Genomic DNA, 17,360 nt, shown 5'->3' on the forward strand with positions numbered 1-17,360 from the left:
GACTATGACTGACATAAATGATATTAGTGATTCAACCAATGACGATCTTGGCGATAAAAAGGAGAAGAAGGAAAAAAAGGAGAAACATTCTACTCAGCCGATTATCCGAAAAATAAGCAAACAAAAACACCAACATCACGGGGGATCCTGGAAAATCGCTTATGCTGACTTTGTTACCGCAATGATGGCATTTTTCTTGTTAATGTGGTTAGTTTCTTCTTTAAATAAAGCGCAAAAAGCCGGTATTTCTGAATATTTCAAACAGCCTATGAAAGTCGCCTTATTTGGTGGAGAAAGTTTAGGCAACCGACAAATTAACGTTAAAGGAGGCGGTCCCAACATCGAACAAAGTGATGGGCAGGTTTCTGCCAATAATAAACCACTTAATAATCAAAAAACGAGTCAAAATAAAGATGTTATTGACTTGAATAAAGCGGAATTGAAAAAACTTGAAGAACTCAAATCAGAAATTAATCTGAGTATTGAACATGATCCTGCTCTTGCTGGATTAAAAAAACAATTGTTAATGGATGTCGTTTCAGATGGCTTGAGGATCCAGCTTATTGATAATCAAAAAAGACCCATGTTTGATGTGGGATCTGATAAAATTAATCCTGAAATTGAACCTATTCTTGCCAACATAGTGAAATTAATCAATTCAGTCCCTAATAAAATAACCATTCAAGGGCATACCGATGCAAGCCCGTACCATAACCCAGATGAACTGGAATACACCAACTGGGAATTATCCGCCCAAAGAGCAAATGCAGCACGGCGAGCATTGATTAAAGCAGGGATGAACGAAGATAAAGTAATGACCGTTTCCGGATTCTCCTCTACCGTTCTTTTGGATAAAACCAATCCATTAAATCCTGAAAATCGACGAATCAGTATTATAGTAATGAAAAAAGGGGCTGAAGATAAAATTAAGACCAATAAATAAAGACATCATTACGAATGCAATGAGGGATCTCCTGAAAGCAGCACTGGGCCAATTTTGAGGATGGATCCCATCTTTTGCGAGGATGTCTTACAAAAAACCATCACCGTTCAGAAATGCAAACATTAACAAGTCATCAAAACGTTAAAACGCTCCCAATTCACTATGCGGCAAAGCGATGGATGCAAGACTCATCTCTTTTTTATCGAAACATAATATCTTCAACTGGCCTGAAACATTGACCCAGGAAAATTTATCATAAGGTGCATCTGCGGTTGATCGATAAGAAGACATCCCCCCCCTCTCTAACACGCTATTCAGTTCATCTAATAAATAAGAAGCAAAAGAATGATTATTGTATCGCGTGTTAACGTCCATAAAGAAATGGGACAAATTAAGAAGTATTAAATCAATAGAGTCTAAGATCTTTATTTGCCTGCTGAGCTCTTCTGCTTTTTCCAATCCATCACCCCCATGTCGCCAACCAGTCAACCACCCGGATTGATGACGCGGATGTTCACCTGATCTGGTGTGCGACGCATAACATTCTTTGGCAAGAACCACCGCGTTTTTAATGTGATCAATAACACTCAGATTGGAATCTGAACTACTTTCCTCACTCATATTTTCCTGATGTTCCATAAAAAATTGATGATTAAAACGACTAGGACGTCTATGGTGAAGAATCGGTCTTGATTGAGTAGGATGGGATAGGCGCGTTGCTGTTTGAATGGTCGTATGTTCCGGTTGATGGGTCACATCCGTTTCTTTTTGTTCTGCGGCTACTAAAGCTGAAATTTTTGCCAACAATAACTCATCTCGTTTCTTGGCAACTAATCCTTGTGGAATATTAAAATTGTTATCAACACAATCAGATGCTGTATTTTTTCCCTCGTGGCCCATAGTAACTCCTTATCCCTAAGTAACTGACTCACTCATTTAAATTAATATGACTTAACTACGAAATAATCATATAGCCTCTATTTTCAGTATGCAACCTCACGACTCCATCTTGATTGGGTTAATTTTATTTCACTGGAAATTTTATCCAGGCGATTAAAACAGGTGATGATGGAACCTAAAGCAATCACATACAAACCGCAATAAATGATGGGAAAGTGACCATTCATCAAATAAACCACGTATTGCACTACAGCACATAAAGAACACACAAACATCCGATGCTGTTTGGCCATAGGGCCGCTAAAATAAGTTTTGGTTCCGAGAGAACGCCCTAACACTCGTATATAGGCAGTCATCATTGAAATCACCACGCAAAGCCAACCAAGCTGAACAGCAAATGGCATATTTTGAACCGAATAACTAAAACCAAGAATGATAAATAAATCCGCAAATCGATCCGGCAAATCATTGAAGATATCCCCTAAACTGGATTTCTTTTTATATTCTACCGCTACCATTCCATCAAAAAGATTACACAGTAATCTCATTTGAATAAAAAAAACGGCAACCAACAATAAAAGGGGATAATTAAATGAATAATAAAAAGCAATGAATGCCAGTAAAGACATAAAAATACTAAGGATTGAAATTTGGTTCGGTGTTATCTGAGTTTTTGCCAATACGTTTGCAATTGCTTGAGCCCAGGAGGTATTGCGCGAGTTAATTTCTCTTCGTTCATTCATTGTCTTGATATCCCTATGTCGTCTGCTAAAAAACTATTCCCATTCGCGTTCCGGAATTTCCAATTTTAATGCATCAAATGAATTTCGTACGGTATCAACCATATGGGAAAATTCGACACGGCTTCCCAAAAAAGGTTCACCAACGATGACATCAATTACAAATGGAACCAGCAATCGCTCGTCTTTGGGTAAGGATTTACCCAGGCCATAAATATAAATAGGGTATACTGGAATATCAGGATTTGCGCTAAGCAAATGAGCGATCCCTTTTTTTATCTCACTCATTTTTTCAGGTTCCCCTCGTGAACCTTCAGGATAAAAAATAATAATCTTTTGTTCATTAATTGCTTCCTGAACTTTAAGAAACGGATCAATTTTATTTTTACCACTGTTGCGGGGTATTGGAATAATGCCAATAATTTTTTGTGAAAACCACGAAAGAATTGGCTTTTTTAAAAAGTAGTCTGCAGCAGCAACAGGTTGCATTATGTTCTGTAATTTCCAGCGGAACAAACTCATTAAGACCATGGTGTCGAGATGAGAATTATGATTCGCAACGATAATAGCAGGTCCCTGAAGCGGCAAGCGCTCCCTGTGTGAGACATTCAATCCAAGAATCACATAGATAAAAGGGCGAATAAACAATTGGTAAAAGATAAATCTCAGTACCGTATTCATCAGTAGTAAAAATACCTCATAAAATGAAAAAATAATGGCGCTGTATAGATTACACTGTCCATACGATCCAGAATTCCTCCGTGTCCGGGAAGTAACTGACCGGTATCCTTGAGCCCCAGATCGCGCTTTACAGCAGACATTGTCAAATCACCAATAAAACCCGAAACCGAGATAATTAACCCGGCAATCAAAGCCATATACCAATTAAATGGAGTTAGATATGGTGCCAGTGCCATCGCAAGAATAGTAGTGGTAAAAACACCGCCTAAAAAACCTGCCACTGTTTTATTCGGACTGATTTCCGGAATAATTTTACGCTTCCCCAGAGACTTTCCCCAAACGTATTGACTGATGTCATTTAACTGGGTCAATACGATAAGATATACAATCAGGCTAATCCCCTTGTTTTGCCAATCTTCATCATCAGGAAGTACCCCTAGATAGGCGATATGAGACAAACAAAATACGGTCATCATGACGCCCCACTGCATCGTTCCAGATGCTTTTAAAAAACCCTTGGTCTGCTTTAAAGTAACCATGCGCATCGGCATCAGCAAGAACATAAAAATGGGAATAAAAATTATAAACATGCCATACCAGTGAATCGCAATCCAGTAATATTGCAAGGGAATAGAAATATAAGCGATAAATATAATGCGCCGATCAACCTTACGCGTTGGAATAATGGTCATGTATTCTTTTAGCGCGAGATAACTGACAAAACCAAAAAAACACAACATCAAAGTGGTATTAATTGCCAAAGCCATAATGAGCAAAATGATCATTATCCACCAGGACTGCATGCGCTTATCCAGCTCAATCCAACTGGAAGTTGCCAAACGGGGCTTAAGAAGAAAAAGAATCAGAGTGCTTAACGACAACAAAACAAGCAAAGAAACAAACGAATAAATGTTGGCACTACTTAAATGCATATTCGATCCATCAAATCCTTATGGTGAGATGTGTCTGCCGACAATGTCGCCTGGTACATCATTCCGTTATCACTCATCCATATTAGGGGGTACAAAGTAAATGTCAACTGTTCAAACCAAACTAACTCGGTACATGACAAAAAAATCAGTCTTGCCCGCACAGGCGGGCAACCATTCATCAAAATAAACCGATGCCAAAGAGCTACGCCAGGTTTAAACTCTCTTTTAACTCGCTGAAACACCCCATATCACCTCCTTTGTACATGACAAACAACCTGTCTTGCCCGCGTAGGCGGGCAACCATTCATCAAAATAAACCGATGCCAAAGAGCTACGCCAGGTTTAAACTCTCTTTTAACTCGCTGAAACACTCCATATCACCTCCTTTTGGCGTTCGAGACGATATGATTTGAAGAGTGTATCAACGAGTTATCTCAACGTACTGCAGTGCCAAATGATAAATGGTTGCCCGCCTGCGCGGGCAAGACAGTTTTTTTTGTCCCATACGCAGTCATGCCCACCTAGGCAAGACAGATTTTTTTTGTCCTGTACGCAGTCATGCCCGCGCTAGCAAGATAGTTTTTTTGTCATTTTGGGAACACAAGTAATCAGATATCCTAAAATCATCGAACGTAACCAAACCAGGGTGTAGCGACTTAATTACCTCATTAAGGTTCAATCCTTGATTTTTAATTTAATACTCTTCATAGTGCGAAGGGCTAAGATATAGCCATTATGGCCGAAGACATCCCGGGGCTGTTGACCATTCCAAGTTCGACGTTCCGCGACGTTGAGAATTAATTGATAAATGGTTAACACACTCTGGCATGGATAATCAAAGTAACACTACATCATTAGATCAAGGAGTACTCTATATGGGCAATACAATCCGTTTAGCATTTGCACTACTGTTTAGCGTCCCCTCTGTTTTATTTGCAGCAGATACGCTTATTTTTGCAATCGATATTATTCGTCATGGTGATAGAACACCGATTACTCTTTTGCCGACTGTTCCGCATCAATGGCCAGAAGGGCCAGGTCAATTAACCGCCAAAGGCATGCAACAAGAATACAACCTGGGTGTAGCGTTCAGAAAAAAATACATCGAACAAACTCATCTGTTGCCTGAACACTATGAATATGGAACTCTTTACGTTCGTTCTACTGATTATGAGCGCACTCTGATGAGCGCCCAATCCTTACTATTAGGTCTCTACCCACAGGGAACCGGGCCAAAGACCACAGAATCTTCATCACCCGCATTGCCTAATGGCTTTCAACCCATTCCGATTTTTAGTGCCCCATCGAAATACGATGAGATCATTTTGCAGCGTTTAAGCCGTGAAGAACACGAAAAACTCATGCAACAATATGTCTATTCCAACAAAAATTGGCAACAAAAAAATGAAGCACTCAAAAATAAATACCCACTCTGGAGCCAATTAACCGGATACACGATCAAATCATTAAACGATCTGCAACCACTTGGAGATACACTGTATATTCACCAGATTCATAATGCACCGATGCCTGCCGGATTAAGTGCTGAGGATCTTGAAACCATAATTAGTGCCAGTAATTGGGCATTTATGGCTCAGGAGCGGCCCAAAGAGGTAGCCAAAGCCTACAGCACCAAAATAATGACCAACATAGCAAAGTTTCTAGAGACAGGCAGTAAGCAGAGCTCAAAACTCAAATACGTCTTACTATCTGCCCATGATACGACTGTTGCAGGAGCATTGAGCTTTTTAGGTGCGCCATTAGACAATCCACCACCCTATGCCTCAAACCTCAATTTTTCGCTCTATGAAAGCGGTAGCAATTATTATACGGTTCAGGTTACCTACAACAATGAGCCCGTTACTATACCCGCGTGTGGCGGTACAGTATGTGAATTACAACAGTTCATCCAGTTAATTAATAACTCAAAAGATGAATAAAAAAAGAGAAGCAAACATCGCTGTTTGCTTCTTTGAGAACTTCTGACCCGTCAGGTTATTTAGAATCCTTGACCTACACAACTGGCGCAGTAACTGTCAATAAACAAAGCAACCTGATCCAGATGTTTCATGGGTATTACATTGTTTTCACCAGGTAAAATCTGAGCAATGTAGGTCATAGTCCGCGTTTTAGGGTTATATGAAGGCTCAGACAACTGAACTATGATGTTGACTTGGTTGCTCTTCAGTAAATGCACATTCAGGGCACTCAGGGCTGCATTGGGCGCCACTTTATTAAAACCATTGGGATTATTATTACTTATCCACTGATTAACGAATTGTGCTGTAGGGTATACTCCTGTAACTCGATTTGGTCTATCAGAAAAATAGTGAACGTATTCACCGGTATTCTTAAGTTTCAATTGATAAAAACCAGCTTTTCCTGTGATAGGTATTAATGATCCGGATTGACCTGTTTGCACAAACATGTAGTTCAATGGGACTTTTTTAGACTGGGTTGTGGGCGATTGGGCCTGAGCAAAGGGTGATACAAGTACGGTGGCCAGCGCAAACAACCCGATTAATAATCTGTTCATCTTGTTCTCCTGTTGATTAATTCTTAATTCTTAGATCTGATTCAACAACGTCTGAGTTCGTCGGGTCTTCAGATTTCGTTGCTGCTGGCACTGCCCTTAAAATGGGACTGGATAGTCCAATTAAGCGAGCATAACTTATCGCTCCCCCGCTATTCCTCACTTCTTGCACTGGTTCTGATGGGGCATCAGAATCAGATTGTTCCTCTTCGTTGAGTTCAGACGAAACATCATCTGAAGAATATTCATCAGATTCAGAAGATGCATCATCAGCTGAAGAAATTAAATCACTTGAACTATTCAAATCAAACCCGAGACTGTATGAAGAAGATTGGGAGTCTGAGCTACTGTAATCCTTTTCATATGCACCTGTACCATAATTTATAGAGTGTTCTGAATATAATGCAAGCTCTTCGTTCTCATTCTGTTCAGGTTCTGTTAAAACGGGTTCAAGATATTGATTAAAAACGTTCTCAAATTTATTGATTAAAGAGGGACTTACCACCCAAAGATACTGAAACAGATTAATCATAGTGACCAGTACTGGAATCATTGCAGTCCATAAAAGAGTTTGTTCCTCTACTACGTCTCCATAAGTTTTTTCAGCATCAGGAGATAAATAAAAGGTCCCAGCAAAAGCCAGGCATAAAGTAAAAAGTTGGGCTACTGTTAAAGTACGATTTAAAATAATGGCGTCATAGCGTTCTTCAGGATTAGGTCTGCCCAGTACATATCCACCAATCGCCCCGGCTGCCAAGGTAATGCCCCAGCGTAGGTAATATTCCAAATCTGCCTGAGTATCCACTTGAGCCAAATCCATAAACGCTACAGTGACTCCGTGGATGCTGGCTGCAGTTTTCATTATTGCCGAAGCAGTAAGCATGAATGGATGAGTCACTATTTCATTGATTGTCGATTGTTCACTATCAGGATCTGCTGCATTCGTTTTCAGACAATCCGATTGCATGGACTGGATCACTCCCAGCATGCCACAAAACGTAATAATTATGGCAGCGGACCAATTGGGAATGAATACATCTGAATTTCGAGGTTGTCCCTCGATTAATTGAATAAATCGGGTCAATATCTCCATGGTCATTGGGAGACTAAACGTCGTAGCGCCTAAACCCTCCATAATAGACAAAGCGACACGATTTGTTTCTTTAACTTCACTGACTCCTACCGCATCAAGAGCACCCAGAGTAGCATAAGTAGCCGCTACAGCAGGTATTTGATACTCCGCCAATATCTTTTTCATTTGAGGAACCAGATTGGGATATCCTTGCAATACAGTGACAAATAACTCAAACATGGCATTGGCAGAAAGAAACCCTGCCCCTACAGGCATAACAAACCGTCGAGTGCCCTCACCCCCAAGCTGCCGGATTCCAGACAACACAGTGCTTTGTTCTGACTCTGGCTGATATTCCGCCAACTCAATATCTTGCGAAAAATCGATTGACGAATTTGAACTGCTGCTAGTGATGCTGTTGTTGTCTGGCATGATGGTATTCCTCTTGCTGCATTGACAACTCATCATATAATTGAATGGATTAACTGATCATTAATTGTTCATTTAAAATATTAATACCTGTTATCAGGATTTTATATAATGCGTATTTCCTGGTTTGAATATAAGATTAGGAACAGTTGATTTTTTAATACACTACAAAAAATGTACCCTAATAAAACTGAGCGAGTAAACGGTAGTAGATTTCTTCCCGTAAAAAGATATCCTGATGAAATCAGTGATCAGCCCCCTTCTTGTGCGCCAGGGACTACAAATACAGAAATTGAGCACACGCTAGACTCTGTATTTGAACACATTGACTATAAAGTAGTATCCGGATTTATGATGGCTCTAGGCGTTGTTGCTATTGTCCTTGCGTTTACCATGCTCCATGCTGCAACCTTCGGTACAGCAGGCATAGTTGTCGGTAGCCTTGGATTAGCCTCTATGCTATCAGGCATTGGATTTTTTACGACAGGTTACACACATGAGAGCAAAATACTGAATCCTTATCCGACTCAGATTACCCATTGGCTCTCTTAAAATGGTACCGTTATTCGTTGTATCTTGCGGATAACTGGTTCAAGTTAATCTCAGCCGAATACGTCCGCAGTTCAATTCCTGGCTTGAGCATTAATTTCCTCATGCTCATCCGGCGCTGGGTTAACCAGTTCACCGACTATATTCTGCAAGGCTTTTAAATGAATCGGTTTTTTCAAAATTTTATTCATTCCATACTCTAAATACACTTTTTCCTCTGCATTCGATTCATTGGGCATCAAGCCAACAATAGGCACAGGCTTTTTATGCATTGTATTTTCCCACTCACGAATCATCTGAGTAATGTTTTTGCCAGAGAAACCCGATATTCCCAAATCAGTTAAAATTAAATCAAAATCATTCGTTTCAATTAACTCCAGTGCATGTTCACCGTCAACTGCTGAATAAAAATGATATCCAGCTTGCTCCACAACTGTTTCAAGGAGACGCAGAGAGAGAATATTGTCTTCTACGAGAAGAATAAGCGGAGAATCAGGTAATGCAGGTATATTTGAAGCGTGATTAAGCCATTGTTGTTCACTGCTGTCGACTTTCATGGTTAGAGTAAAATAAAAATTGGAACCTTTTCCAGGTTCACTTTCCAGTTTAATTTCTCCACCTAACATGCCAATATATTTCTGTGCAATATGCAGCCCGACGCCAAAACCGCCTTGTCTGCCTTTATGAGAAGGAACAGCTCGGAAAAATCGGTCAAAAATTCGGAGTTGCAGCTCAGGAGGAATACCTATTCCAGTATCAATTACATTAAATCGAAGCTGAACATAATCATTTTCGTTAGCCAAAGTCGTTACTCGAATAGTAACCACACCATGCTCGGTAAATTTAACTGCATTTCCCAATAAATTTAAGAGTACCTTATGTAATTTTGATCCATCCGTAAGCACCCGGCGAGGCACCTGTTTGTCCATCTCAATTCGCAATTGAATTTGCTTCATTTGGACGGTGGGTTTAAGCAGATAAGCGATGTCCTGAATGTTTTTGTACAGATCAAACAACTCCACCTGGACATCATTTCCCGTGACATTATCTGCCGCGACAATATCCAATACACTCTGAAGCAATCCTAATAATTGTTCACCGCTTTCATTAATCCAACGCGCATACTGTCTTTGCTCTGGTACTTTTGCCTGCTCTTCCAATAACTTGGACATACCGACAATACCACTTAACGGGGTATGAATGTCGTGACTCATGTTGGTAATAAATTCAGTCTTAGCCTGATTTGCGACTTCAGCGGCCTCTTTTGCGCGTCGAAGGGCAACCTCCATTTTTTTTCGATCCGTAATATCCAGGGAAATACCCAGCACACCAATAATTTCATTGTTTTTATTGCGTAAGGGAACTTTCTGAGAAATGTATATAGCCATACCCTGAGCCATAATGGCATATTCCTCAGCTGTATGAGGTACTCCTGTTTCCATGACCAAATTGTTAATTCTGTTGAGCTCTTCTGCCTGGTCTTTCCAGGGCATATCAAAATTTGTTTTTCCAACAATGTCTTTTCTTGAATTCAAACAGGCACTTTTAGCCTGTAAATCATTACACCCCAAAAAGACATTATTTCTGTCCAGCCAGTACACATGTCCAGGCATAAAAGCGAGAATACTCTCATAATAGTCCTGAACCGCCTGTAATTCATTCTTAAAATTTAAACGTTCTTCTTCCAGGCATTGAGTAAGCCGTTGTATCTCTTCATTTTTTTTTTCGATTATACTGTGCATGTCGTTCATTGTATTAAAACCAGTTCCTGCCTGTATTCATATTATAGCTTAGAGAGCACATCCTTGTCGTATATTCTCAATAACAACATTGGATGTACCCTGCAAATCTCATAAAGTAGATAAATACCTCTGGCAATTAATTTTTTAAAAGCAAAATCAGTATATTAATGGAACAGTCCATTAGAAAACTGTATTTTATCAGATTAATTAGTTCGATTTAAAATAAAATGATTATTTTTTCTTCAAAATGCTTTATACTATGCAATATGTTCAGCACACAACTACACGTTATTCTTTACCCAGTACGCGCATCCAGTTCAAATAAGACTCCAATTGTTCGATTTAACTAAATTGAATGCATTGACAATGAGTGTCTTGATGTACGCGGTACGAATAACACAGAGGAATATAAAATGTCTAAAGTTAAAGGCCCAAAAGACAGTGTATTTTCATCTGTCACTTTCGATGGTAAAGCGAACGGAAAAGCTAAATGTCGTTTTCCATCTCTAGCCGACACCAAAGATCTGGTGCTCTTAAGCATTAGAGGAAATGAGCTATGTGAAGGAAAATATCTAGGTGCAATGGTTCAGTATGCTGTCGATATGCACCAGAATAAACCCAACGGAACACTCTCAAAAGGGAAAGCAACCTTTTTAATAGCCGATGAAATATATTGGCACAATCTGCGCTCGCTTCCTCCCGAAACTGCAAGCGAAGAAGAACTGAAAAATCAGGCTTTAATGATGGGCGAAGAATACATTAAAGCGAATCTGGATCAATTCCTTACCCCCCTGGGAATAAACAGTACTGAGTTTAATGCAACTCATGGAAATAAAACTGTTGATGAACAAATTTCTGTAATTAATCAATTAGCCTTGGATATGGGCAAAAACATTGAAATCGTGCGCTGGCATACCTGGATTAGCCGGGACAATGCCGAAGATCAAATAAAACAGATGGTACCACTTTATAAGACAACCGATGGACTCAAGGCAGCCATTGATACTGACGCAGACAGCTTTGTCATGAGACATAGAGATGATACAGCAATATCTCAGGACGTTTGGAGGCATCGCTCCGAAAACTATTTGACGGAGGAAAACCCTGCTGTAATGTGGTTAGCAGGAAAATTAGGTTACAACTTTATCATTTATCCAGGTAAAATTCTTTCATCTTTTGAAGAAACCAAAAAGTTCTTCTTAGTAAAAGACCATAAGCCTTTTATACGTGATGGCCAGAGCATATCCGATGATTGCGCCCACAACCCACTTAGTACTCATGTACCCGACCCGGATCGGCTGGTTAACTGGTTAGAACCCACTTTTATCAATAGCAATACCCCCAAGGGCTTTAAAGTCTCCAGTAGTGATCTGCCTCCCGCTTTTTTCTCTGCTCCAGAAGCAGGAAGATCCAGAAAACACAAACTCACTGAGGAAGCAGATGATGTGCCTGCCAAAGCAATCGCCATTTCGAGTGGTATGAATTCTAATACTGGCGTTAGTTCAAGTACTGACGATGTAATTCTTTCCTCATCAAGTCGCAAGTTAATTATCTCATCCATGATTGAAGGCATGAACCTGGCGTTAAAACACCCGTCAACTTCAATGTTTATGCAAGAGGAACCTCATACTACTTATTCCAGCATGGTAGAAAAATTTCAACAAATGACCAAGCAAATACTTAATTCAGATTTAGATCCTGTAGAAAAAGTAGATTTTGTAAAGGCATTAATAGAAGCCTGTCTTCAAAATGATGACTTTTCTACTTCGTTAAAAATGAACTCATAAGACACGTGCTTTAATAAAAATCAAAAATTTTCAATACACTAGTGTATTAAAAACACTTGCTAACAAATTGTATCAGGATCTGCCTAACTTGACTGCCTGCAAGGATGCGCCAGCATTAAAAAATCACATAGATCAAAATAAAATCATTCTCAAGAGTTTAAACTCTATGAACTCTTTTTTGATAAAACAACCAGGCGTCTCTTTTCACATCAAGTATTAAATGGTATTCCAGAGAACGAAGATTGGAGGCCAGTCGTTCAGGATGATGCCTTCTGGCAGTAGATTCAGATTGTGACACAAATATCGGAACACTCTATGATGACCTCAATGCTCCAACGATAATCTATTTTGAGGTCATTCTTATCATATAACCGTTGCCAGCCGGAGTGAATTCAAATCACTCCGAATTCTTCTACTTAAATGAACCTCAGATGAGGTATAATCAATATATCAATCTTAATTGATGGTATGAATTTGAAGAAACTTTATCATAGATTTCGATTATCCAGTCAACAAATACCGGAAGAATTTCAGAGTATTCGCTATAAATATGATTTTTTAAACCGTATTTATTTTATAGTATGTTGTGCCAGCTTGATTATGGGCTTGGTGCGTTTTTACGAAAGTACTCTCCTTGGCCTGATTACCCTGAGTTACTCAGTTACAGGATTTTACTTCCTTTATTATTTAAAACATCATTTAGAACACATTGAACAGGTATGTACTTTTGTTTTAGTGCAATCCTATATTATGGCAATAACGCTTTATCTATTAAATTTTCCCTATACTCTTCGTTTGTCATTCTTTTTTTTATTAATGTCCACTGCACTGTTCCTGAAAGGAAGAAAACAAGGTTTGTTTTGGATGATGGCGATTATGAGCGCGATTTTCATAGGAGATGTCTTTTTTATTAACCTAATCGGCTATTCTCATCTTGATGTATTGGTGAGTAGCTTTGCAATTATTTGCCTGTACTTTATCGTTAACAGCTACGAACAAGTTAAAGAACAACAAACCGAAGACTTAAGAACTTTAAATTTGGAATTGGAACGAAAGGTGCAGGAACGAACCGATGAGCTCAGGCGAGCGAACCAATTATTGGAACAGGAAAAATTAACTTTAAAAAAACTATCTGTTACTGACCAACTGACCGGTTTATATAATCGATATAAAGTGAAGGAACTTTTTGAATACGAAAAGAAACAAATCAACCGTTACAACACCGATCTTTCGGTGATCATAATTGATATCGATTTCTTTAAATCCATCAATGACTCTTTTGGGCATATTGTAGGGGATTTAATATTACTTGAGTTAGCCAATCTATTAAGAAAATCATCAAGAAGCAGTGATATTGTATCACGATGGGGAGGAGAGGAGTTTTTAATTGTCACTCCAAAAACAAGTTTGGAGCAAGCGGCAATTTTAGCTGAACACATCCGCCAGGTCATTAAACTTCATCAATTTTCTCACGGCATCCATATTACAGTAAGTTTCGGCGTAACATCATTTCAAAAAAATGACACCTTGGAATCGATTATTCTAAGAGCAGATGATGCATTATATAAAGCAAAAAATTCAGGCAGGGATATTGTCAAAATACATTCAGAATCCGAGTGCGGGGGCTCATAACAAAGCCCCCTGATGTTCATTCAAATTACATACCAGCCTTTGCAACTGCATCATCCTCAAAGACGCTTGAGGTAACGGTATCCATGACAGGGGCATTCGAAGCACTTTGCCTGGATCCTGGAGCAAAAAATGGCTTTGATGAGCCAGTAATATCAGCCTGATTCATTAATTGAGGTCTATTTTCCTGAATCTGATTTTGGGAAAAATGTTCCGATACATGCTTGATATCAGCGTTTGTAACGTAATTCGGTTGGAGATCTTCTGATTCAAAGGCATGAACGAATTTGTCCCCGGTTTTATAACCAAAATACACCGTTCCTGCAACACATCCCCCAGTAGCAGCTAAACAAAGAATGGCCACTGGAACACCTATAATGGTGACGGAAAAACCAACAGTAGCCGTGGCAAAAACAACTACTCCGACGGCACTGACTCCTGTTAAAACGCCATAACCTAATCCTTGCACAAATTTAAGACTACGATTTTTCTTATGAGACATAATATCCATCCTTAGATTATTTATGATTTGAAAAAGCGGCCTTCATTTTTAAATTGACACATAAATGTTCAGCCGTCAATCCAGGAATAAATATGATCTAAGGTAGTGAAGCAATTCAATCAAGAATGTTATTGTGTTCACAGAACCCAAGCAGTGAACATAAATCACGCCTTTTTCATAGTATAAATGGCGCCCCCCTCGCCGCCCTCTGCTCACTAACAAATTTATCCAAATTTTTTCTACTATAATAATGAGATGAGCCTCTGGATGTTCTTGGATAAATCATGGAACGTGTAGAACAACATGTGATTCGTACTCTCTTTTCAAGAGCAATGTCTGACATGTATCGAAAGGAGGTTCCTCAATATGGAACCTTGTTGCAAATTGTTGATGAGGTCAACACGGCAACACTCGCAGCACATCCTGAGTTACTTGCTGCATTAAAAAAGAATGATGATCTCGAAAGAATCAGCGAAGAACGACATGGTGCTATTCGACTGGGAACAGCAGCAGAATTGCATACCATGCGGGAATTATTTGCAGTTATGGGCATGTATCCGGTCGGCTATTATGATCTTTCCATCGCAGGCATACCCGTTCACGCAACAGCGTTCAGGCCGGTAACGGACATTGATTTAAAGAAAAATCCATTTCGAGTATTTACTTCGCTGTTACGCATCGAACTCATAGACGATCCGAAAATCCGTCTCATGGCAGAAAACATCCTGGCTTCCCGCTCTATATTCACCCCCAGAGTCAGGGAACTGATAGCGATCAATGCTGATAATGGTGGATTATCAAGGATTCAGGCTCAAGAATTTGTTCATGAAGCCTTAGAGACTTTTCGTTGGCATGATAAAGCGACTACCTCATTAGAACAGCATCATATTCTGGAAACAATACATCCCTTAATAGCCGACATCGTTTGTTTTAAAGGCCCCCATATCAACCATCTCACACCCCGTACTCTGGACATCACTGCCATTCAAAAAAAAATGCATGAGCTAGGACTTAACCCAAAAGCGATAATTGAAGGGCCTCCCGAACGAAATGTCCCTATATTATTACGTCAAACGTCATTCAAAGCATTGGAAGAAGCGATTTACTTTCCCACAAAGGATGGAGGTGAAGTTAAAGGAACTCATAAGGCGCGTTTTGGCGAAATTGAACAAAGAGGAATTGCTTTGACGCCTAAAGGAAGGGCGTTGTACGAGCACCTTCTCAATCAGGTGCGCTTCAACATTATTCCCGCTCTTGATGGAAGCAATGCAGCAGAATATTATCAAGTTCTGCACGATCAATTTTTAGCCTTCCCCGACTCACTGCATGAACTAATGAGCCAGGGCTTGGTTTATCTGGAATATCATGCTACTGAAAAAGGCATTCTGCATGCCGGAACACTAACCAATAAAACCGTGAATGAGTTGATCTCCGATGGATCTTTAGAATGTACACCCATTATTTATGAAGATTTTCTCCCCATTAGTGCTGCAGGAATATTTACTTCCAATTTGGGGGATAATACCCCTCAACTTGTTCTGACTCCTGGTAATCAACGAGAGTTTGAAGAAGCCCTGGGTATTCCGATTCGAGAGCCTTTTGATTTATATGCAATGAGGGAACACGACTCCTTAATCACTGCTTTAAATAAAATAGGATTACCCCCAACCACGTTGCAAGCCAGTTAATACGCTGCAGTTAAGCCTCTAATTTGCAGGTTGTTGCAATCCAACAGGTCATCGTGAAATTGACAGGCTTTGGTATACCGGCTCCTCAGTATAAATCGCTAGACCTCTTGCCAGATCCTGTCAATGGTTACACAAGCGATGATTTGCAGATCCTTTTGACTGTCACAGTAAAACAATCGTGCAAATCGCTTTTATCAATCATTTTTGAGGGCGTCTGATTTTGTTCAGACGATGATGCACCCCAACCCTTAACGATTTCTAATTTTTTGTGCATCACTTCCTTAGGTTACGTTTTCGTAGCACTAAACTCAAACCCCCATAAATATTGGCTCAGTTCTCAGTTCTTGTGTTAAAGATGCATTTGATGTGTTTGTGTTATGTCCTTTTCGCCAGAATGACATGATGGTTATTACGGCTTGCCTTTGTATTTCTAATTGCTTTTTTATAAGCAACTCTATTTTAAAGTCTTGATATTCTCTAGCTTTGCTTAAAATCTCTAATGACACAGAAGGTTCATATAATTTGTTATTTAGAAGATCTAATGCAGTTGTTTTACAATTATCTAAAATATTATCTTGTGCTCCGCTTTTCAATAATTCTAAAGCAAATTCAAATTTTTCTTCACTTAAAGCCAGATGTAACAATGTACATCCAGTTATGGGAGATTGTTCATTGATATCTAATAAAAAGGGTAGCAAAAGTTTAAAATCATCCAGTTTATCGTCATTCATAGCTAAACTCAGAGAGGAATAAAGATCCACCCCATCATTAACTAAAGGATATTTTACCTGGAGCAGAAGGTCAAAACATGCATTGTTAATCATTGCGATACAATGAACATCAAACTCATAAAGCCCATCACTGTTAGCACAATATGTTGAACTAAAAGGCTTGTAGTCTCCCTGAATATAGGGATTATTTGTAGTGCCAACAAAATTAGGAATAACCACTTGAAAACAATCATCACTGGAAACTCCAATTTGCGTTGACATGTGAATAAAAAAATTAGTTAGCATAAAACAGTTAACTTTGAGTTTTCTTTGTTCCTTTAATTTGTGAATTTCTTGTTGGACAGCAGTGCCTTCATATATCCAATTCATTTCCTTAATATACTGTGAAATGACATCAAATAATAAATCGGTATCTGGTTCAGCTGTTTTAACCTTTTTCTTGTAACGAAACAAAATGGCATTTTCAATTATCATTATTACTATTATTTCCTAAAAATATTCC

The 17,360-nt window shown here is 39.2% G+C and carries 15 protein-coding genes; 6 read left to right on the forward strand and 9 right to left on the reverse strand.

Translation table 11 applies throughout. The features are described from left to right. Nucleotides 1–4: 4 nt before the first annotated feature. A complete protein-coding gene (gene motB / locus G543_RS0112610; protein ID WP_028384844.1) occupies nt 5–943 on the forward strand; it encodes a flagellar motor protein MotB in 939 nt (312 codons plus the stop codon). A gap of 141 nt (nt 944–1,084) precedes the next feature. On the opposite strand, the gene G543_RS0112615 is transcribed toward motB, so the two are convergent. The 4 genes from G543_RS0112615 to G543_RS0112630 form a co-directional block, all read right to left on the reverse strand. Next, the gene (locus G543_RS0112615) at nt 1,085–1,843 is read right to left on the reverse strand and encodes a hypothetical protein (RefSeq protein ID WP_028384845.1); all 759 of its coding nucleotides are present in this window, start codon (nt 1,841–1,843) and stop codon (nt 1,085–1,087) included. An 83-nt stretch (nt 1,844–1,926) separates the two neighbouring features. Continuing rightward, nucleotides 1,927–2,586, reverse strand: a complete 660-nt coding sequence (locus G543_RS0112620) for a CDP-alcohol phosphatidyltransferase family protein (RefSeq protein WP_035922239.1) — start codon at nt 2,584–2,586, stop codon at nt 1,927–1,929. 33 nt (nt 2,587–2,619) lie between these two features. Further along, nucleotides 2,620–3,264 carry a lysophospholipid acyltransferase family protein gene (locus G543_RS0112625; RefSeq protein ID WP_028384847.1) on the reverse strand — a complete coding sequence of 215 codons (645 nt, stop codon included), beginning with the start codon at nt 3,262–3,264 and terminating at the stop codon, nt 2,620–2,622. Continuing rightward, entirely contained in the window at nt 3,264–4,196 is a 933-nt protein-coding gene (locus G543_RS0112630; RefSeq protein WP_028384848.1) for a phosphatidate cytidylyltransferase, read from the reverse strand. Before G543_RS0112630 ends, G543_RS0112625 begins: the two co-directional genes overlap by 1 nt. Before the next feature lie 875 nt (nt 4,197–5,071). Between G543_RS0112630 and G543_RS0112640 the strand changes: the two genes are divergently transcribed. Continuing rightward, nucleotides 5,072–6,136 (forward strand): histidine phosphatase family protein, encoded by a 1,065-nt coding sequence (locus G543_RS0112640; RefSeq protein WP_028384850.1) that lies wholly within the window; start codon nt 5,072–5,074, stop codon nt 6,134–6,136. Between the two features lie 59 nt (nt 6,137–6,195). On the opposite strand, the gene G543_RS0112645 is transcribed toward G543_RS0112640, so the two are convergent. Together G543_RS0112645 and G543_RS0112650 are read right to left on the reverse strand one after the other, a co-directional pair. Then, nucleotides 6,196–6,732 carry a hypothetical protein gene (locus G543_RS0112645; protein WP_028384851.1) on the reverse strand — a complete coding sequence of 179 codons (537 nt, stop codon included), beginning with the start codon at nt 6,730–6,732 and terminating at the stop codon, nt 6,196–6,198. Between the two features lie 16 nt (nt 6,733–6,748). Continuing rightward, the gene (locus G543_RS0112650) at nt 6,749–8,233 is read right to left on the reverse strand and encodes a hypothetical protein (RefSeq protein ID WP_028384852.1); all 1,485 of its coding nucleotides are present in this window, start codon (nt 8,231–8,233) and stop codon (nt 6,749–6,751) included. 171 nt (nt 8,234–8,404) lie between these two features. Between G543_RS0112650 and G543_RS0112655 the strand changes: the two genes are divergently transcribed. Next, a complete protein-coding gene (locus G543_RS0112655; RefSeq protein ID WP_028384853.1) occupies nt 8,405–8,782 on the forward strand; it encodes an interferon alpha-inducible IFI6/IFI27 family protein in 378 nt (125 codons plus the stop codon). 71 nt (nt 8,783–8,853) lie between these two features. Here the strand turns inward: G543_RS0112655 and G543_RS17885 are convergent, their stop codons facing one another. Next, nucleotides 8,854–10,521, reverse strand: coding sequence for an ATP-binding protein (locus G543_RS17885; protein WP_238584788.1), 1,668 nt, complete (start codon nt 10,519–10,521; stop codon nt 8,854–8,856). A 413-nt stretch (nt 10,522–10,934) separates the two neighbouring features. On the opposite strand from G543_RS17885, the gene G543_RS17890 reads away from it, so the two are divergent. Both G543_RS17890 and G543_RS18480 read left to right on the forward strand, forming a co-directional pair. Next, nucleotides 10,935–12,308 carry a hypothetical protein gene (locus G543_RS17890; RefSeq protein ID WP_051190698.1) on the forward strand — a complete coding sequence of 458 codons (1,374 nt, stop codon included), beginning with the start codon at nt 10,935–10,937 and terminating at the stop codon, nt 12,306–12,308. 468 nt (nt 12,309–12,776) lie between these two features. Further along, nucleotides 12,777–13,940 (forward strand): GGDEF domain-containing protein, encoded by a 1,164-nt coding sequence (locus tag G543_RS18480; RefSeq protein ID WP_051190699.1) that lies wholly within the window; start codon nt 12,777–12,779, stop codon nt 13,938–13,940. Between the two features lie 25 nt (nt 13,941–13,965). On the opposite strand, the gene G543_RS0112675 is transcribed toward G543_RS18480, so the two are convergent. Further along, nucleotides 13,966–14,439 carry a sensor domain-containing protein gene (locus G543_RS0112675; protein ID WP_028384854.1) on the reverse strand — a complete coding sequence of 158 codons (474 nt, stop codon included), beginning with the start codon at nt 14,437–14,439 and terminating at the stop codon, nt 13,966–13,968. 284 nt (nt 14,440–14,723) lie between these two features. Between G543_RS0112675 and hglS the strand changes: the two genes are divergently transcribed. Then, nucleotides 14,724–16,127 carry a 2-oxoadipate dioxygenase/decarboxylase HglS gene (hglS, locus tag G543_RS17900; RefSeq protein ID WP_035922241.1) on the forward strand — a complete coding sequence of 468 codons (1,404 nt, stop codon included), beginning with the start codon at nt 14,724–14,726 and terminating at the stop codon, nt 16,125–16,127. Nucleotides 16,128–16,435: 308 nt separating this feature from the next. Here hglS and G543_RS0112690 read toward each other — a convergent pair whose 3' ends face one another. Next, nucleotides 16,436–17,332 (reverse strand): ankyrin repeat domain-containing protein, encoded by an 897-nt coding sequence (locus G543_RS0112690; RefSeq protein ID WP_028384855.1) that lies wholly within the window; start codon nt 17,330–17,332, stop codon nt 16,436–16,438. Between the last annotated feature and the right edge of the window lie 28 nt (nt 17,333–17,360).

This window comes from Legionella moravica DSM 19234 (assembly GCF_000423305.1).
GTDB classification, from domain to species: Bacteria; Pseudomonadota; Gammaproteobacteria; order Legionellales; family Legionellaceae; genus Legionella; species Legionella moravica.